At 73.4% G+C, this 18,357-nt stretch carries 15 protein-coding genes; 8 read left to right on the forward strand and 7 right to left on the reverse strand.

All coding sequences use genetic code 11. The features are described from left to right. The first annotated feature begins 264 nt into the window (after positions 1 to 264). On the forward strand, positions 265 to 1,350 hold the full coding sequence (locus ACGFI1_RS39440) for a DUF6461 domain-containing protein (protein WP_392792808.1): 1,086 nt from the start codon (positions 265 to 267) through the stop codon (positions 1,348 to 1,350). 60 nt (positions 1,351 to 1,410) lie between these two features. Here ACGFI1_RS39440 and ACGFI1_RS39445 read toward each other — a convergent pair whose 3' ends face one another. Both ACGFI1_RS39445 and ACGFI1_RS39450 read right to left on the reverse strand, forming a co-directional pair. Continuing rightward, on the reverse strand, positions 1,411 to 2,274 hold the full coding sequence (locus tag ACGFI1_RS39445; protein WP_392792809.1) for an alpha/beta hydrolase: 864 nt from the start codon (positions 2,272 to 2,274) through the stop codon (positions 1,411 to 1,413). Between the two features lie 41 nt (positions 2,275 to 2,315). Beyond that, entirely contained in the window at positions 2,316 to 3,242 is a 927-nt protein-coding gene (locus ACGFI1_RS39450) for a hypothetical protein (protein ID WP_392792810.1), read from the reverse strand. 47 nt (positions 3,243 to 3,289) lie between these two features. Here ACGFI1_RS39450 and ACGFI1_RS39455 point away from each other — a divergent pair, with 47 nt between their 5' ends. Next, the gene (locus ACGFI1_RS39455; protein WP_392792811.1) at positions 3,290 to 5,782 is read left to right on the forward strand and encodes a hypothetical protein; all 2,493 of its coding nucleotides are present in this window, start codon (positions 3,290 to 3,292) and stop codon (positions 5,780 to 5,782) included. On the opposite strand, the gene ACGFI1_RS39460 is transcribed toward ACGFI1_RS39455, so the two are convergent. From ACGFI1_RS39460 to ACGFI1_RS39470, 3 genes are all read right to left on the reverse strand, one after another. Continuing rightward, positions 5,779 to 6,279 carry a tetratricopeptide repeat protein gene (locus ACGFI1_RS39460; RefSeq protein ID WP_138639511.1) on the reverse strand — a complete coding sequence of 167 codons (501 nt, stop codon included), beginning with the start codon at positions 6,277 to 6,279 and terminating at the stop codon, positions 5,779 to 5,781. The two genes, ACGFI1_RS39455 and ACGFI1_RS39460, sit on opposite strands and share 4 nt — an antisense overlap. 224 nt (positions 6,280 to 6,503) lie before the next feature. Next, a complete protein-coding gene (locus ACGFI1_RS39465) occupies positions 6,504 to 7,376 on the reverse strand; it encodes a phosphotransferase family protein (RefSeq protein WP_392792812.1) in 873 nt (290 codons plus the stop codon). Next, positions 7,373 to 8,140, reverse strand: coding sequence for a helix-turn-helix domain-containing protein (locus ACGFI1_RS39470; RefSeq protein ID WP_392792813.1), 768 nt, complete (start codon positions 8,138 to 8,140; stop codon positions 7,373 to 7,375). Before ACGFI1_RS39470 ends, ACGFI1_RS39465 begins: the two co-directional genes overlap by 4 nt. A gap of 87 nt (positions 8,141 to 8,227) precedes the next feature. On the opposite strand from ACGFI1_RS39470, the gene ACGFI1_RS39475 reads away from it, so the two are divergent. The 6 genes from ACGFI1_RS39475 to ACGFI1_RS39500 all read left to right on the forward strand — a co-directional run bounded on the left by ACGFI1_RS39475 (position 8,228) and on the right by ACGFI1_RS39500 (position 16,269). Beyond that, complete coding sequence (locus ACGFI1_RS39475) at positions 8,228 to 8,617, forward strand: nuclear transport factor 2 family protein (RefSeq protein ID WP_301177474.1); 390 nt, start codon at positions 8,228 to 8,230, stop codon at positions 8,615 to 8,617. Between the two features lie 82 nt (positions 8,618 to 8,699). Next, positions 8,700 to 10,001, forward strand: coding sequence for a UDP-N-acetylglucosamine 1-carboxyvinyltransferase (gene murA, locus ACGFI1_RS39480; RefSeq protein WP_387077353.1), 1,302 nt, complete (start codon positions 8,700 to 8,702; stop codon positions 9,999 to 10,001). Positions 10,002 to 10,071: 70 nt separating this feature from the next. Continuing rightward, positions 10,072 to 10,935 (forward strand): hypothetical protein, encoded by an 864-nt coding sequence (locus ACGFI1_RS39485; RefSeq protein WP_392742804.1) that lies wholly within the window; start codon positions 10,072 to 10,074, stop codon positions 10,933 to 10,935. An 81-nt stretch (positions 10,936 to 11,016) separates the two neighbouring features. After that, positions 11,017 to 12,618, forward strand: a complete 1,602-nt coding sequence (locus ACGFI1_RS39490; protein ID WP_392792814.1) for an acyl--CoA ligase family protein — start codon at positions 11,017 to 11,019, stop codon at positions 12,616 to 12,618. A 120-nt stretch (positions 12,619 to 12,738) separates the two neighbouring features. Further along, complete coding sequence (locus tag ACGFI1_RS39495; protein WP_392792816.1) at positions 12,739 to 14,295, forward strand: FAD-dependent monooxygenase; 1,557 nt, start codon at positions 12,739 to 12,741, stop codon at positions 14,293 to 14,295. A 6-nt stretch (positions 14,296 to 14,301) separates the two neighbouring features. After that, the gene (locus ACGFI1_RS39500) at positions 14,302 to 16,269 is read left to right on the forward strand and encodes an aconitate hydratase (RefSeq protein ID WP_392792817.1); all 1,968 of its coding nucleotides are present in this window, start codon (positions 14,302 to 14,304) and stop codon (positions 16,267 to 16,269) included. A 183-nt stretch (positions 16,270 to 16,452) separates the two neighbouring features. Here ACGFI1_RS39500 and ACGFI1_RS39505 read toward each other — a convergent pair whose 3' ends face one another. Next, the gene (locus ACGFI1_RS39505; protein ID WP_301177469.1) at positions 16,453 to 16,851 is read right to left on the reverse strand and encodes a DUF2795 domain-containing protein; all 399 of its coding nucleotides are present in this window, start codon (positions 16,849 to 16,851) and stop codon (positions 16,453 to 16,455) included. A 79-nt stretch (positions 16,852 to 16,930) separates the two neighbouring features. Further along, complete coding sequence (locus tag ACGFI1_RS39510) at positions 16,931 to 18,325, reverse strand: cytochrome P450 (RefSeq protein ID WP_387077361.1); 1,395 nt, start codon at positions 18,323 to 18,325, stop codon at positions 16,931 to 16,933. Between the last annotated feature and the right edge of the window lie 32 nt (positions 18,326 to 18,357).

Below are 18,357 nucleotides of genomic sequence, written 5' to 3' on the forward strand. Positions count from 1 at the left end.
ATGGTACTGCATGGGAGACCGTGTGGGAGAGTAGGACGCCGCCGGACACATATTGCAGGAAGGCCCCGCCGTTTTCGGCGGGGCCTTTCTCATTTTCCGGCCCAGTAGATCGAGGCCGGGTGGTTGAGCGCGGCCCCGCGACGAGGTGAATCGCGAGGGCCATTTTGTCAGTGGCTCGCAGGAGGATGGCGTCACACGGATCCCGCGCGGCACAAGCTGCCGAGGTGATCAACGGGCCGTGCCGCCGACCTTTTCGGAGGAGCCATGCTCAACGTCTCGTACGACGACATCAAGTGGGCTGAGTCGTTCAACGAGATTTACTGCTTCACCTTCATCAAAGGCGTCGAGGAAACCGACGCGTTGTTGCGTCTGGGCGGCCTCCAAGACACGTTTCATCACCGTACCTTGCAGGAGGCGAGCGAAATGTACGCGTCCTACGAGGCGGGTTACGCGAACGTCGCATTCGCTCTGGACCTCGGTGCCTGGACGATCCTGATCGAGCCTGACGGTTACCAGGGGTCGCTCATCGAGCTGCTCAAGGCGCTGTCCCGGGGCACCGAGGCCGTGTCGGTGCAGCGGCACGATTACGCCGACCACGGCTTCGGTTACGCCGTCGATGGGACGCTCGTCACCGGATTCGAGCCCACCTGGCCCGGTCACCGGTGGGGCAGCGAGCCCGACCGCCTGCTGGGGAAGATGCGCACGGCGGGCCTGAACCCGGACCTCGATGACGAGGACGACTCTGTATCGCGCGCCTACGTCCCCGCCCTCCTTCTCGCGGGTCTCATCACCGGCGTGCTTCCGCATCGGGACGCCTTCTCCGGGCGGCTCCTGTCCGCTGAGATCGAACCGTGGTTCAGTGCCGCCGAGCCCTGGCTCGGCCATGGGCCCACGGACCCCGAAATGATCGCGGCCCTCGACGCCGCCCCGCCGCACGTGCTCCGCTCCGTCGCCGCGCGCGAGGCGATGCGCCTGGCATCGGTCCTCGGCGTCGACGGAACCCCCGGCCTGGCCGAGGCGGTCACCGCGGCCGAGCGCGGCGAGCCGGTCGAGGTCTCGCCCACGTCCGAACTCGGTATGCGTGTTCGGTCCTGGCTGACGCGCTCACGTCAGGCGGCGCGGTCGCTCAACGCTCCGTTCGACCGCTCCAAGATGAGCGACGACGAACGGACCGAGGTGTCGCTGCTGGGCTGGTTCGCGGAGGCACTGAGGGCCGCGCTGTGGCCGGAGCCGCACGCGGCCGCCCGCGCCGTGCTCCGCCCGTTGACGCAGGGCCCGCCCGGCCTCCGCGACCCGGCTCAGGAGAGTGCCGTCCTGCACGCCCTCCGCGGCGACGCGAGCCTGACCTGAACCCGAGCTAGCGGTCCAGACGCCAGCCGTCTCCGTGGTCCTGGCGGCGACCCCGGGTGGTCAGGGGGCGGTGCGGTAGAGGTGGACGAGGCCGCGGGTCACGGCCGCCGGCCAGACGGTGGCGTGCTGTTCGTCCGGGATGACTTCGCTGTGGGTCTTGAGGGCCGGGTGCTCGCGCAGCCGGGCGGTGAATCGCGCCAGGTCGGTGACCATGTCGAGCCCGGATAAGGTCTCCTGCATCGCGGCGGGCAGGAGCGGCCAGCCGCGGACGGGGCTGTTCTCCCGTTCGCCCACGGCCAGGTAGACGTCGCCGGCCGCCCGGTCTGCGACGGGCGACCGGCGTCCGTCGAGCAGCAGATGGTCGTCCCACCAGAGCGACGGGCTGACCGCCAGGAACCGGCGGAATCCTTCAGGACGGCGTGTTAGGGCCCAGCAGGTGAACAGTCCGCCCAGGGAGAAGCCGCTGAGTCCCCGATCCCCGGGATCGAGCGGGTGAGCCGACTCCACGAACGGTGCGATCGCCTGGTGGATCAGGTCGAGCATCGCGTCGGCGCCGCCCGTCCCGTACGGGGTCTTGCCGCGCAGGTAGCGGGACGTGGCGCTGGTCGGCGTCAGGTCCCGGACGCGCTGGGCGGTCAGCCGCTCGGGGTCGCCGGTGGCGGGGGAGATGCCGTCGACGGCGACGGGGCGCAGCTGCCGCAGCGAGTAGGCCAGGGTCGTCTGTGCGATGTGCGCGGTGGTCAGGAAGGTGAGGAATCCGTCGAGGAGGTACAGGACCGCGACCGGCTCCGCGTCCGCGCGCAGTGCGGGAGGCGGCACTGACACGGAGATGTGCCAGCGGTCCGTGGGCTCGTCCTCGTTGGTCAGCAGGTATTGAACCGACCCCGGCACGTCTACCGGGCCGGGAGTCCAGCTCGGGGTCATGCGCGACTCCAACGATTCGGCGCTGGGCGTCCTGCCGCGGGTCAGGTGCGGGCGGCGAGGTCCTCGGCCGCACGGACGCGTGCCACCTCGGGCGTCCGGGCGTCCAGCCGGATCTTCGCGAGGGCCTGGCGGCCGAGATCCGCCGCCCCGGCGTGCTTGACCTCGCCGGGGGCGAGATACACGGTGAGGTCCGGGAAGATGACCAGCTTGCCGCCGTCGTCGGCGGGGGTTGTCCGGAAGTCGTCCGGGTCGCGGGGGGCCGCCAGCCGCTCCTCGGCGAAGGCGGCCGCCGGATCCGGCTCGCGGGTTCCGGCGGGGACGAAGGTGCCGTTGCGGAAGTACACCGTGGTCTGGGCCCGGTCGCCCGCGGCGAGGGCCGCCCGTGCCGCGCGTGCCGGCGGGTCGGGCGGGCGCCGGATGAGGGTGCGACCCGCGCTCTGCCGCCGGATCCGCCAGAGCTTGACCACCGTCCAGATGAGGAGCAGCGGCCACAGCACGAACAGGGCCACCAGCAGGCCCGCTCCGGGCGCGTCCACCTTGACGCGGAGTGCCTCGCTGGACCGCTCGCAGGTGACCGCGACGTAGTCGGTGGCGGGCGCGCGGAACGCCCCGACCCACCGGTATCCCTTGATCTCCGCCGCGTCGCCGTCGTGCCGTGCGCGGTCCAGGTTCACCGGGTAGGTGCCCTTCTGCCCGGCCAGCGTGCAGGTGCCGGGGTCCTCGGCGGCCGCCACGACGTGGACCCGGTAGCGCAGGCCCTCGTCCACCCAGAGGACCGGGCGGAGCTCCCCGGGCACGCTCCCGGGCCGGACGGCGTCGACCGTGCTGGCGGTGAGCAGCGCGTGGTGCGTTCCCCAGAACAGCGCGGTGAGCAGGACGAGCACGGCCAGCGGCCCGATCGGGACCAGATACGAGCGCCAGGACGTCGCGAACGGCACCCGATATCGATATGTCACCTTCTTCGGCACCCGCGAATTGTACGATCTTGCGGCCTGGAAAGGGAGATCATTTGGACGTGACGCGGACCGAGATCGACGGCGTTCCCGTGTTCTGGAACGAGGGCGTGCCGGGCGATGACTATCGGGCGGCGCTGATGTTCCGTGTGGGGCGGGCGGACGAGACCCTCGCGAGGGGCGGCCTCACCCACCTGGTGGAGCATCTGGTGCTGCATGCCGTCGGCGATGCCGACTATCACCACAATGGCGCCGTCGACGCCACCACGACGACGTTCGTCACGCATGGCGAGCCCGACCAAGTCGCCGCCTTCCTGACGGCGGTGTGCCATTCGCTGGGCGCGCCTCCTTTGGAACGCCTCGAAGCGGAGAAGAACATCCTGCGGACCGAGGCCGAGAGCCGCGACCCCGGCCTGGCGGGCAGATTGCTGCTGTGGCGTTACGGCGCGGCCACCTACGGCCTGCCCGCCTATCCCGAGTACGGTCTCGGCGCTGTCACGTCCGACGACGTCAAGGAATGGACGGCGCGCTGGTTCACCAGGAACAACGCGGCGCTCGCGCTCATCGGCGGGCCTCCGCCGGAAGGGCTCGCCCTGCCGCTTCCCGAGGGCGAGCGGCGACCGTGCCCGGAACCGACCAGCGCGTTGCCCCGGACGCCCGCGTACTTCAACACCGACGTCAACGGCGTCGCGCTGACCGGCATCGTGCCGCGCGGCCCCGCCGCCGGGATCTACGGCGAGATCCTCGGCCGCCGCCTCCACCGCGTGCTGCGGCGGGAGAACGCGCTGAGCTACACGACGAGCGTCGAGTTCTTGGCGCGCCCCGGGTACACCGCGGAGATACTCGCGTTCGCGGACGGGCTCGCCGAGGCGCGTCCGGAACTGGCGGAGCGGTTCCGGGCGGAGATCGAACGCCTCGCCGCCGAGCCGGTGGACGCGGCCGAACTGGCCGAACTGGTGGCGGTGCGACGCACCCGGAGCGCCTCCGACGAGGCCCGCGCCTCGCTGCCGATGGCCTCGTGCGTGGCCGAACTGATGGGGGCGCCGCAGCGCACGCTGGAGGAGACCCTCGCCGCCCAGGACGAGGTCGGGCCGGAGGACGTCCAAGAGGTCGGCCGGACCATGCTCGACACCGCGCTGCTGATGCTCCCGCTGGACGAGGAGCCGCAGGGCGCGCGCTTCGCCCCGGCGCCGGTGGGCTCGACGGTCGCGGTCGACGGCCGGATCCACACCCGTCCCGACGAGGTGCAGCGCGGGCTGATCGTCGGCCGGGACGGGGCCACCTCGCTGACCGGCCCGGCCATGGCCACCGTCCGGTTCGACCAGTGCGCCGCCGTGCTCGCCTGGCCGGACGGGGGGCGCGTGCTGGTGGGCCTGGACGGCCTGATGGTCAGCGTGGAGCCGAACATCTGGAACGCCGGCCCCGACGCGGTCGCCGACATCGACCGGTATGCGCCCGCCGAGGCTGTCGTGCGCATGCCGGAGCGTCCCGCCGACGGCGTCCCGGCCCGCATCGGGGCGCCGGTGGCCGAGCCGGACGCCCCGGAGAGCGGCGCGGCGCGGACCGGAGTGATGGCGACCGTCTTCGGGCTGCCCGGAAAGATCAGGGCGCGGCGGCGCGAGCCCGCCTGGCGGGACGCGGCGCTCGCGGCGGCGCTGCCGAAGGTGCGCGGCGGCGACCTGCGCGCGGGCCTGGAACTGCTGGCCGGCACCCGCGACGACGCCGAGACCCGCTGCCTCTACCTGGAGAACCTCACCGACGCCGCGCTCGGGCAGGGCGCGCGGCTGGCGGAGCTGTCCGCGGCCGAACCCACCGACCCGGACCTGTGCCTGTGGCTCGGCTCGACCCGCGTCGGTGAGGCGTGGAAGGCCCGCAGCGCCTACCGCGCCGAGTACGTCGAAGCGGAGCGGTTCGGCCGGTTCTGGCGGCTGCTGGCCCTCGCCGGTCCTCCGCTCCACCGTGCCGCCGAGCTGCTGCCCGCCGACCCCGTCCCCTGGGACAGGCTCCAGTGGCACGGCCTCGGCATGCAGCTCGAACGGGACGAGCTGGACCGCGTCTGGCGGGAGCTCACCGCGCGGGACCCGTCCCTCTACGCGGGTCACATCTCCCGCTCGCAGGTCCTCTGCAAGAAATGGTGGGGTTCGGACGCCGAGGTGCTCGACTTCGCCGAGACGGCCGTCGCCGCGGCCGAGCCCGGCGACCCGGTCACCGCGGTGCTCGCGGTGGCGCATCTGGAGATCGGCGTCGAGATCGGCACCTGGGACGACCTGAACGGCTACCTGGCCCGGCCCTCGGTGCACGCCGCCCTGGCAGAGGCCGCCGACCGGTGGCTGTCCGCCGAGCGGCCCCATCCGCGGAACCTGGAGGCCCACCACATCTTCGGCGCGGTGTTCTACCGGGCCGGTGACCACGACCGGGCCCGGCGCCACTTCGTCCAGGTCGGCCGCACCGGCGCCCCCGACCGCGCATGGGCGTACGCGGACGCCCCGGACCGGCTGCTGGCGCGGGCCCGCCGGGACGTCCGCGCGAAGGCGTCCGCCGGAAAGGGGAGCTAGCCCGCGGCCTCGTCCGGCATGAGGGCTTTCGCGTAGTTGGCGAGCGAGCGGTTGTACTGCGGGAGGTGGCGGGAGAGCGCGCCGAGGGCGAGCGACACCGCCTCCCTCTCGCGGCCGAGGTCGGTGAGCGCCAGCGCCAGGAACGCGGTCACGGCGTCGTCCAGAGAGTCGGAGCAGGCGTCGCGCTCGGCGGTCAGGAGGGCGACGCTCTCCTCGGCCCGGCCCAGGTTGCGAAGGGTGCTGGCGTACTGGACGGCCGCCTCGCGCCGGCGCGTCCCGTCCAGCCCGGCCGCGAACGCCCGCTCGTAGTGGACGGCGGCCCTCGCCTCGTCGCCGATCGAGTCGTGCGCCGACGCCAGCTCGTACTCGGCGACCGGGTCGCCGGGCGGGAGCTCGCCGGTCAGCGCCTCCATCTCGGCGAGGAAGCCGGCGGGCTCGTGGTCGTCGAACGCGGCCCAGAGATCGGCGATCCGCCGCTCCCAATCGGGGGTGATCATGCTTGTGAGGATAGGCGCCCGGTGCCGGTGCCGGGTGCGCCGCCGTGATCGCCGGGGCCGCAACGGTGCTGCAACCTGCCATGCGGCACAATTGGACCGCTCGACACAGGTCGGGATCATGGTCGCGTCGGTGCCAACCCACACATCTGCACCGGCGCGGCCACCGAGGCGGAGTCGTCACCGGAGCCCGGTCGGCCTGCGACAGGCCGTCGGGGTCACGGCTCTCAGAAAGCGGCCGCGAGGCGGGTCTCGGTCCAGGCGGTGTGGCGTTCGCGCAGGTCGTCCGAGGTGAGGTCCGTCCGGCCCAGGTAGTGGTAGTTGGGGAGCCACGTTTCGACGGACCGGTGGGAGTTGGTGAGGGCGAAGACGTCCCACAGGGCCAGGTCCGGGACGGGGCCGCCCGCCTCCTCGTAGGCGTCGGTGAAGGCTTCGGCAGTGGCCGCGCCGTGGAGGAGGACGAGGTCGAGGCGGCACCAGGCGACGTCGAAGCCGCGCGGTGCCAGGGACGCGCCCGACCAGTCGACCACGCCGGTGAGGGTGTCGCCCTGCCACAGGACGTTGCCCGCCCAGAAGTCGTAGTGGGTGAGGACGGGGTCGGCTTCGGTGAGGCGGTGGCCGTGGGCCGCCAGGAGCGGCGCACCGGGAGCGGAGGCCGCGCGGCGGGGTGAGGCGGCGGCTGCGGCCATGCCGTCGCGGAAGCCGGTGAGCCGCGCGGTGGGGATGGCGTGGAGGCGGGCCAGGACGCGGCCCTGCTGGACGGCGGCGGCGCCCGGGTCGACGGACGTGATGTCGGCGCGGCCGGGGAGGCGGGTGATCAGCACCGTGGGCTGCCCGCAGCCTGCTCCGTACGGGTCGGAGCCGAGGAGGCGCGGGGCCCAGCCGTGCAGGCCGTCCAGGACTTCGAGGACGTGGGCCTCGTTCGCGGCGGCGGTGTCGCCGGGCGGGAAGCGGCGCAGGACGGCCTGCCCGAGCGGCGTTTCGAGCAGGTGCGTGGCGGCGTGCGTGCCGCCGGCGAGGCGGCGGACGGCATGGACCGGTCCGCCGGTCGCCTCGGCGGCCCATGCCAGGGCCTCGGCGGGCGGCTGCGCATCGGTCATCGGGCGTCCGGAGGGGCGAAGTAGGCGGCGCTCTCGGCGTCCGCCGGGTAGTAGGACTCGATGGCGATCTCGTCCAGCGTGATGTCCATCGGCGTGCCGAACGTGGTGATCGTCGAGAAGAGCCGCACCTCCCGGCCGCCGATGCGGATGATCATCGGGATGACGACGTCGGCGTCGATCGAGGTGCCCGAGGGGTCGTCCGGGGCGAGCAGCTCCTCGTAGAGCGCGGTGAGCTCGGGATCGGGGGCCTTCGCCAGCTGCCGGAGGATCCTGGAGCGGAAGACCGCGCGCACATCGGCCAGGTTGACGACCAGGGGAGCGAACCCGCGCGGGTCGAGGCCGAGCCGGAGCAGGTTGACCGGGGGCCGCAGGAGGTCGGGGTGGACGGTCGCGAAGAACGGTTCGATGGCGCGGTTGGTCATCAGGATGTTCCAGCGGCGGTCGAAGACCAGTGCCGGATACGGTTCGTGCGCGCTGAGCACCCTGGCGACCGCGTCCCGTGCCGCGGGCAGGGCGTCGCCGCCGAGCGGCCGTTCGGGGTACCGGGGGGCGAAGCCGGCGGCGAGCAGCAGCCGGTTGCGCTCGCGCAGCGGCACGTCGAGATGCTCGGCGAGCCGCAGGACCATGGCGGGGCTCGGGTTCGACTTGCCCGTCTCGACCAGGCTGACGTGGCGGGCCGAGACGTCGGCGGCGATCGCGAGGTCGAGCTGGCTGAGCCGCCGGTGGTGCCGCCACCCGCGCAAGAGCTCCCCGAACGTTTCCACGATCATCGAGGGTACTCAGCACGCCGCAGGACGCCATGAAATGGGAGTTCATCGACAAGCGACGCGAACCCCGGAGAAACTTCGTCCATGACCACAGCGAACAAGAACCTCGTTCAGCAGGCACTCGGAGAACTCATCGGGACGGGCGACGTCGACGCCTTCGGAGCGTTCCTGCGCGACGACTTCGTCCACCACCGGCCCGACGCGACCACGTCCACCAAGGAGGAATGGCTCGCCAACGTGCGCGCGGCGCTCGTCCCGCTCGCCGGCATGCAGGTCGAGATCGAGCACGTGCTCGCCGACGGCGACCACGTCGTGATGTACTCCCGGCGCCGCCTTCCCGACGGCGGCCCGGAGGTCGCGATCGTCGACATCCTGCGCGTCGACGGCGACCTGATCGCCGAGGCGTGGGAGATCATCGAGCCGGTGGCCCGGGCCACCGCCAACCTGAGCTGGTGGGAGCCCGGCGAGAACTAGCGCGGTGCGGCCCCGGTCGGCGCGTTCGGCGGCTGACGCGATGCCCGGCGGGTCGGCGGCGGAGACGCCGTAGGCTGCACGGGTGACTGAGAAGCTTTGGCAGATCGAGCCGTCGGGGCCGCTGCGCGGGGACGTCACCGTGCGCGGGGCGAAGAACGCGGTCAGCAAGCACATGGTCGCGGCGATGCTGGGCGAGACGCCGAGCACCATCGGCAACGCGCCGGACGTCGGCGAGGTCGGCATCACCGCGGGCATGCTGGAGCACATCGGGATGACGGTGGAGCGCTCCGGCGGGGACGTCACGGTGGTGCCGGGCCCGGTGGCGGACCCGAGCGTCGGCAAGGCGTTCACCGGGCTGAACCGCATCCCGATCCTGATGCTGGGGCCGCTGCTGCACCTGGCGGGCGAGGCGTTCGTGCCGCTGGTCGGCGGCGACCCGATCGGGCGGCGCCCGGTCGACTTCCACGTGGACGCGCTGCGCGCGTTCGGGGCCGAGGTGACGCACGAGGCCGACGGGATCCACGCGCGGGCGTCGCGGCTGGTCGGGACCCGTGTCGAGCTCCCGTACCCGAGTGTCGGCGCCACCGAGACGGTGCTGCTGGCGGCGGTGCGGGCCCAGGGCAAGACCGTCATCCGCAACGCCGCGACCGAGCCGGAGATCATCGAGCTGGCGCTGTTCCTGCAGCGGATGGGCGCGCGCATCTCGTTCGCGCCCGACCGGCGGATCGTGGTGGAGGGCGTCGAGCGGCTGAGCGGGGCGCAGACGCGGCTGGACGGCGACCGCATCGAGGCGTTCTCCTACCTGGTGGCCGGGCTGGTGACCAGGGGAGAGGTCCGGGTGCACGGCTGCCCGCAGGACCGGCTCGTCACCGCGATCACGACGCTGGCCCGGATGGGCGCCGAGTTCGAGATCACCGATGACTGGATCATGGCGTCCGCGCCGGACGGGCTGAGCCCCGCGGCCGTGCAGACCGACACCCATCCGGGGTTCGCGACGGACTGGCAGACGCCGCTGATGGTGCTCTTCACGCAGGCCGAGGGCATGTCGGTGCTGCACGAGACGGTGTACGAGAACCGGCTAGCGTACGTGCCCGCGCTGCAGAGCATGGGCGCGGAGATAGAGGTCTACGACACCTGCCTGGGCGGGCCCGCCTGCCGGTACCACGACACGGCGGCGCTGCACTCGGCCGTGGTGCGGGGCGTCACCAAGCTCCGCGGCGGGGACGTGACCATGCCCGACATCCGGGCCGGGTTCTCGGCGGTGCTCGCGGCAGCCGTCGCGGAGGGGCCGTCCACGCTGCGGGGCGTCCACCACATCGAGCGCGGCTACCACCGCCCGGTCGAGCAGTTCCGGGCGCTGGGCCTCGCACTGCGGGAAGGGTAGCGGCCGCTTCTTACCCGGTGATGGCCGAAACCTACAAGACGGATGCCGGCGCGGCGGCCAGGCTGGAGCCATGGACATCGACAAGGCATCCGACTTCATGGCCACGCACGCGCGCCTGCTCGACCGGCGCCGCTTCGAGCAGCTGACGGGGGACGGTGACGGGGACGCGCTGCTGTCCGCGCTGAACGCCTACCGGAACCCCGACGGCGGCTACGGCCACGGGCTGGAACCCGACCTGCGGTCCCGGACGAGCCAGCTGGGCCCGGCCCTGCACGCCTTCGAGGTCTTCGAGGAACTGGCGCCCGCCACGGCACCGGAGGCCGCCGCGCTCTGCGACTGGCTGGAGTCGGTCGCGCTGCCGGACGGCGGCGTCCCGTTCGCGCTGCCCGTCCCCGACCCGGCCGGGTGCGCGCCGTTCTGGGCGGGCGCCGACACCGGGTCGTCCTCGCTGCAGATCACCGCAGTGGTCGCCGCGATGGCGCACCGTGTCGGCGTCCACGACAAGGCCGTCGCCGGGCATCCGTGGCTGGAGCGCGCGACCCGCTACTGCCTCGACACCGTCCGGGCGAAGGACGAGTTGCACGCGCTGGAGCTGGCGTTCACGCTCTGGCTGGCCGACGCCGTCGAGGACACCGAGACCATCGCGGCGCTCGGAAGGCACATCCCGGAGAGCGGCTGCGTGCACGTCCAAGGCGGCCTGGAGGACGAGATGATGCGGCCCCTCGACTTCGCGCCCTACCCCGGACGCCCCGCCAGGGCGCTGTTCAAGGACGAGGTGGTGCAAGCCGAGCTGCGGCGCCTCGACGAGGAGCAGCAGGACGACGGCGGCTGGCGCGTCGACTTCACCAGCTACTCGCCGGCCGCCGGGCTGGAATGGCGCGGCCATCAGACCGTCAAGGCCGTCTCCATCCTGACCCGCAACGCCGTGGGCTGAGCCCGCCGCCGTGGGAGCATGAAGGGTCCCATCCGCGCTGAGGCGCCGGACGCGCTCAGCAGACGGCACCGGAGGCTCCCGATGGACAACGGCCCGGGCTACACGGCGCTCACACCGCTCGCTTTCCTCAAGAGGTCGGCGGAGGTGTTCCCGGACAAGACCGCCTACGTCCACGGGGACCGCCGCGCCACCTACGCCGAGTTCGCCGCCGAGGCGACCCGGCTGGCGCACGCGCTGCGGGCGTCCGGCATCGAGCCCGGCGACCGGGTCGCCTACCTGGCGCCGAACGTCCCCGAGCTGCTCGTCGCCCACTTCGCCGTGCCGCTGGCCGGGGCCGTGCTCGTCGCGATCAACACGCGGCTCGCGCCCGGGGAGATCCGCTACATCCTCGACCATTCGGGGGCGAAGGCGCTGGTGGTGGATGCGGCCCTGCACCCGTCGATCGCGCCCGTCGCCGACGGCCTGCCGCAGGTCGTCACGATCCCGGCGCCGGGCGCGGACGCCGACCCGGCGGTCGGCGGCACCGGCTACGCCGACCTGCTGGCGCGCGGCTCCGACGACCCGCCGCCCTGGGACGTCCCCGACGAGAACGCCGCCATCTCGATCAACTACACGTCCGGCACCACGGGACGTCCCAAAGGCGTCGTCTACACCCATCGCGGCGCCTACCTGAACGCGCTCGGCGAAGTCCTGCACTCGCGGCACACGCCCGACAGCGTCTACCTGTGGACGCTGCCGATGTTCCACTGCAACGGCTGGTGCACGCCGTGGGCGCTCGCCGCGATCGGCGGGACGCAGGTGTGCCTGCGCGCCGTCGCCGCCGCCGAGGTGTGGCGGCTCATCGACGCCGAGGGCGTCACCCACCTCAACGGCGCCCCGACCGTGCTGGTCACGATCGCGAACGCGGCGGAGGCGCATCCGCTGGAGCGGCCGCTGACGGTCACGACGGCGGGCGCGCCGCCGAGCCCGACGATCATCGGGGAGATGGAGCGGCTCGGCGCGCGCATCGTCCACGTCTACGGGCTGACCGAGACCTACGGCCCGTACTCGGTGTGCGAGCCGCAGCCCGGCTGGCCGGGCCTGCCCACCGGCGACCGGGCCCGGCTGCTGGCCCGGCAGGGCGTCGGCATGGTCCAGACGGACGGGCTGCGCGTCGTCGACGACGCCATGGCCGACGTCCCCGCCGACGGGGAGACGCTCGGCGAGATCGTCATGCGCGGCAACAACGTCATGAAGGGCTACCACCGGGACGAGGAGGCCACCGCGCACGCGTTCCGCGGCGGCTGGTTCCACTCCGGCGACCTCGGCGTCCGCCACCCGGACGGCTACGTCGAACTGCGCGACCGGTCCAAGGACATCATCATCTCCGGCGGCGAGAACATCTCGACGGTCGAGGTCGAGCGGGCCATCGACTCGCACCCGGCCGTGCTGGAGGTCGCCGTCGTCGCCGTGCCCGACGACAAATGGGGCGAGCGCCCCAAGGCGTTCGTCGTGCTCCGCGACGGGCACGCCGCGACCGGGGACGAGCTGATCGGGCACGTCCGGGAGAGCCTCGCCCGGTACAAGGCGCCCGACACGGTGGAGTTCGTCGCCGAGCTGCCGAAGACGTCCACCGGCAAGATCCAGAAGTTCCAGCTCCGGGAGCGCGAGTGGGCCGGGCGGGACCGCCGTGTCCAGGGGTGATCCGGAAGCCGGGAACCCCTGCCGCATCGGGCCTCCCGTCAGGGTGAGGACGGGCCGTTCGTGGGAAGTGTTCCCTGCGCGAGGGCCGGGCCGCCGGCCGTTCGTCGAGAGGGGAGCGTGATGGCGCCCACCGGGAGGCCGACCGGGAACGTGCTGATCGTGGGGGCGGGCCCGACCGGGCTCCTGCTGGCGGGGGACCTGGCCGCGGCGGGCATCGGCTGCACGGTGCTGGAACGCCGCGCCGAGGAGACGAGCAACCTGACGCGGGCGTTCGCCGTGCACGCCCGCACCCTGGAGACCCTGGACGCGCGCGGCGCCGCCGCCGACCTGATCGCCGCCGGGACGCGGGTCGGCGCGCTGCGGCTGCTCGGCGCGACCGCCCTCGACCTCTCGCGGCTGCCCGGCCGATTCCCGTTCGTCCTCGTCGTCCCGCAGTACGAGACCGAACGCGTCCTGAAGGAGCGGGCGCTCGCGGCGGGCGCGGAGATCGTGCACGGCGCCGAGGTCACCGGCCTCCGCCAGGACGCCGCGGGCGTGGACGTCGACGTGCGGACCGCCGGCGGCGAGACCTCGACCCGCCGCGCCTCCTACGTGGTGGGCGCCGACGGGGTCCGCAGCACCGTCCGGCGGGAGCTCGGCCTGCCGTTCCCCGGCCGCGCGGCGGTGCGCTCGGTGATGCTCGCCGACGTCCGGCTGGACGAGGCGCCCGCCGCCACCCTGACCGTCGGCGCCGTCGGCGACGCGTTCGCGTTCATCGCCCCGTTCGGCGACGGCTGGTACCGGGTGATCGCCTGGAACCGGCGGCACCAGGCGCCCGACTCCGAGCCCGTCGACATGGCCGAGCTGCGCGAGGTCGTCCGCCGCGCGCTCGGCAGCGACCACGGCATGCGCGACCCGCGCTGGACGTCCCGGTTCCACAGCGACGAACGGCAGGTCCCGAGGTACCGGGTCGGGCGGGTGTTCCTCGCCGGGGACGCCGCGCACGTCCACTCCCCGGCGGGCGGGCAGGGCATGAACACCGGCGTCCAGGACGCGGCGAACCTCGGCTGGAAGCTCGCCGCCGAGCTGCGCGGATGGGCGCCGTCGTGGCTGCTCGACAGCTACCACGAGGAGCGGCATCCCGTCGGGCGGCAGGTCCTGCGGGGCAGCGGTGCGCTGCTGCGGTTCGCGCTCGCCGAGCCGCGCTGGCTGCGCGCGGCGCGCGGCGCCGCGGCGTGGGCGGCGACGCACGTCCGGCCGGTGGCGCGGCGGCTGGCGGGCGCCGTCTCCGGCATCGACATCGCCTACCCGGCGCCGCGCGGGGCGCACCGGCTCGCCGGCCGCCGCGCCCCCGACGTGCCGCTGGCGGGCAGCCCGCCCCGGCTGTACGAGCTGCTCGGCGACGGGATGTTCGTCCTCGTCGTCGCCGCGAACGACCCCGCCGTGACGTACCTGGCGACGAAGCGGTGGGCGGGCCGGGTGCGCTGCGCGCTCGCCGGCGGCGCCACCCGCACGACCGCGCTGGTGCGGCCGGACGGCTACATCGCCTGGGCCACCGACGAGACCGCCCCCGACCGGCGCGCCGCCGAGATCCGCGACGCGCTGGGCCACTGGTGCGGGCCGCCCGCCGACCGCGCCGTCCACGAACCCCGCCGGATCGGGAGCGTCCCGGGCGACGGCAAGGAGCAGAGGAGCTGAGAGAGCATGGCAGACGGCACGGGGGGCCGTAACGTCGCCCGCAAACTGATCGCCTCGCATCTGGTGAGCGGCGAGATGAGGCCCGGCGCCGAGATCGGGATCCGCGTCGACCAGACCCTCACCCAGGACGCGACCGGCACGCTGGTGATGCTGGAACTGGAGGCCCTCGACCTCGACCGGGTCCGCACGGACGTGTCCGTCCAGTACGTCGACCACAACCTGCTGCAGGCCGACGAGCGCAACATGGCCGACCACATCTTCCTGCGGTCCGCCGCCCGCCGGTACGGGCTCTGGTACTCCAAACCCGGCAACGGCGTGTCGCATCCGACGCACATGCAGCGGTTCGGCGTGCCCGGCGCCACGATGGTCGGCTCCGACTCCCACACCTGCGCGGCGGGGTCGCTCGGCATGCTCGCGATCGGCGTCGGCGGCCTGGAGGTCGCGATGGCGATGGCCGGGGAGCCGCTGCACGTGACGATGCCGGAGATCTGGGGCGTCCGGCTGACCGGGGAACTGCCGCCCTGGTGCAGCGCCAAGGACGTGATCCTGGAGATGCTGCGCCGGCACGGGGTGCGCGGCGGCGTCAACCGGATCATCGAGTACCACGGGCCCGGCCTCGCCGCGCTGACCGCGATGGACCGGCACGTCATCGCCAACATGGGCGCCGAACTGGGCGCGACGACGACGGTGTTCCCGGCCGACGAGCAGGTCCGCGCGTTCCTGCGCGCCGAGGACCGCGAGGGCGACTTCACCGAGATCACCGCCGACCCGGACGCGTCCTACGACGTCACCGAGGAGATCGACCTGTCCGCGCTGGAGCCGCTGATCGCCCGCCCCAGCTCGCCCGGCGACGTCGTCCCGGTGCGGGAGGTCGCGGGGGAGGAGGTCCACCAGGTCGTCGTCGGCTCGTCGGCGAACCCCGGGCTGCGCGACTTCGCGTCCGTCGCGGCCATCGTGAAGGGCCGCCAGGTGCACCCGCGGGTGTCGCTGGACGTGAACCCGACGTCCCGGCAGATCCTCGTCGACCTCACCCGGATGGGCGCGACCACCGACCTCGTGCAGGCCGGCGCCCGCATCCACCAGACCGGCTGCATGGGCTGCATCGGCATGGGGCAGGCGCCCGCGATCGGCCGCAACAGCCTGCGGACCATGCCGCGCAACTTCCCCGGCCGCTCCGGCACCAATGACGACCGGGTCTGGCTGTGCTCACCGGAGACCGCCGCGGCCGCCGCGCTCACCGGCCGGATCACCGACCCGCGCGACCTCGGCACGGACCCGCCGGCCGTCCGCCTCCCGGCCGCCTCCAGCGTCAACCGCGACATGCTCGAAGCGCCGCCGCCCGAGGACGAGGCCCGCCGCGTCGAACTGGAGAAGGCGCCGAGCATCGGCGTCCTGCCGGAACTGGACCCGCTCCCCGACGAACTGGAGATCCCCGTCGCCATCAAGGTCGGCGACGACGTGTCCACCGACGAGATCCTGCCCGCGGGCGCGCGGGCACTGCCGTTCCGCAGCGACATCGCCCGGCTCGCCGACTTCGCCTTCGTCCAGCTCGACGAGGACTACCCCGACCGGGCCCGCGAGACCGGCCCGCACGCCGTCGTCGGCGGCCGCAACTACGGCCAGGGCTCGTCCCGCGAGCACGCCGCCATCGCGCCCCGCCACCTCGGGCTGCGGCTCGTCCTCGCCCGCGGGTACGCGCGGATCCACTGGCAGAACCTCGTCAACTTCGGGATCCTGCCCCTCGAATTCACCGCCGAGGACGACTACGACCGCGTGGAGCAGGGCGACGTGCTGCGCGTGGAGAACATCCGGGACGCCCTGAAGGCCGGGACCGAGATCGACGTCCGCAACACCACCAAGAACGAGACGTACCGGGCACGGCACCGCCTGTCCCCGCGCCAGCGAGACCTGGTGGCCGCCGGCGGCCAGATCCCCCTCCTCCGCACCCGCACCACCAGCCCTCGCCAGTCCTAGCAGAGGTGCGTGTCATTGTGGGGGGCGACCCCCACACCCCCGAGAGCTACTGAACGGCGCCCTGTGCTCCGCTGGAGCTCCGCTCCGGGCGCCGGGCGTGTCATTGTGGGGGGCGACCCCCACGCCCCCGAGAGGTACTGAACGGCGCCCTGTGCTCCGCTGGAGCTCCGCTCCGGGCGCCGTTCAGTAGCGGCGTTCCTCGCGGCCGTAGCCGAGTTCCTCGGCGATGTCGGCGACGTTCTCGTACTCGCGTTTCGGGAGGGTGCGGAGCTGGTCGACGGCCTCGTCCGGGGCGCCGGCCTCGGCGGCGTGGCGGACGAGCTCGTTCGGGCGGGCCGGGTAGCGGACGCCGCTGAGCATCCGGGCGAGGGCGCTGCGGCCCTCCACGTCCTGCGCGCTCATGCCGGGCGGGGAGCCCTCGCGGTCCCCGGCGGCGGAGGCGTTCGGGTCCGCCGGGTAGTCGTCGGAGAACGGCTCGGGCTCCTTGAACTCCTCGGCGTGGGTGGAGTGCCCGCCGCTGACCATGCCGTGCGTCTCGCGGCCGATCTCGTCATCGGCCCTCGGTCCGTGCTTGTCGCTCATGTCTGGCATGGGAAGAGCGTTCCCGGGCGGCCGTGTCCAAACATGCGGCCGATCTTGGACGGCCCCGTGCCCGGCCGGGCTAGGACCGGCGGATGAGCCGCAGGACGCGCCGCGCCAGCGAGTTCTCGGCGGGCTCGTCCGGTGCCGTGTCCTCCGCGGCCTCCTCGGCGGCGGGCGTGGCCGGGCGCGGCTCGGGCGGTGGACCGGCCAGTTCATAGTTGACCGGCAGCGACCGCAGGCCCCGCATCAGCGGGGACGACCGCCAGGGGAGCTGGTCGGCGGGCAGCGCGAGCCGCAGCGCGGAGAACCGGTCGAACAGCCGCTCCACCGCGATCGTCGTGATGGTGGTGGCGAGGTCGCGGCCGAGGCAGGCGTGCGGGCCGGCGCTCCAGGCCAGGTGGGCGCGGGAGGAGTAGATCGAGTCCGGCGCCGTGGCGCCGGTGAACGCCGGGTCCAGGTGGGCGGCGGCGGGCGACACCATGACCGGGTCGCCGGCCGCGATCTTGAACTTGCCGAGGCGGACGTCCGCCTTGGCCCACCGGAACGACAGGTTCGCCATCGGCGGGTTCGCCGCCGCCGCCCGGTTGATCGCCTCCTGGATCATGCCGGCGGACATGCTGTCGCGGGCGCCGGTGTCGCCGATCAGCACCTCGGTGATGGTGTTGCAGATCAGCGTCCCGGTGACGTCGCCGACGAGCCCCGACAGCATCGCCATCTCGCGGGTGAGCTCCTCGGCGGTCAGGTCGGGGACGGCGGCGAGCATGTAGGACGGCAGGTCCGCGCCGGGGGACGCCACGCGCGCCGCGCACACGTCCGCGAACCGGGCGAGCAGCCGGTCGGACGCCTCCTGCGCGTCCGGGCCGGCGTCCATCACCCGCCACAGGTCGATGATCATCTCGTCGTCGCCGTCGGCGGCGGTGCCGAGCAGCCGGCCGATCACCATCAGCGGCAGCGGGCGCGCGTACTGGGCGGACAGGTCGGCCCACCCGGACGCGCCGCTCTCCGACAGCACGGTGATCAGCTCGTCGGCGTACCGGCGGACGGCCAGCTCGAGCGCCTTCGCCTCGGGCCGGGCGCGCTCCTGGAAGGGGCGCAGGCCCTCGCTCCAGGCGCTGCGGAGCCGGGTGGAGTCGGCGCCGTCGCGGAACGCCGAGTTGTCGGACAGCACCACCGGCAGCATCGGCCAGTCCGCCGGGACCGCGCCGTCGCGGTACTGGCGCCAGTTCTCGACGCGGCGGCTCCAGACCCCGCGGGCGTCGCGCATGATGTCGAGCGTCTGCGCGTAGCCGATCACGAGCCACGCCGGGACGCCGAGGACGTCCACCGGCGCCACCGGTCCGTACTCCGCGCGCAGCCGCTCGTAGAAGACCGCGGGGCGGGACTCGTAGTCGCGGTTCAGCAGGGGCTGGACGGCGAGCGCCTCCAGCGGGGGGTGCGCGGGTGCGGGGTCTGCCTGCGGCGTCTGGGGCTCCACGTGCACAAACCATAGGAGAGATCGTTCGCCGC

Origin of the sequence: Actinomadura geliboluensis, from assembly GCF_043197915.1 — a bacterium.
Classification (GTDB): domain Bacteria; phylum Actinomycetota; class Actinomycetes; order Streptosporangiales; family Streptosporangiaceae; genus Spirillospora; species Spirillospora geliboluensis.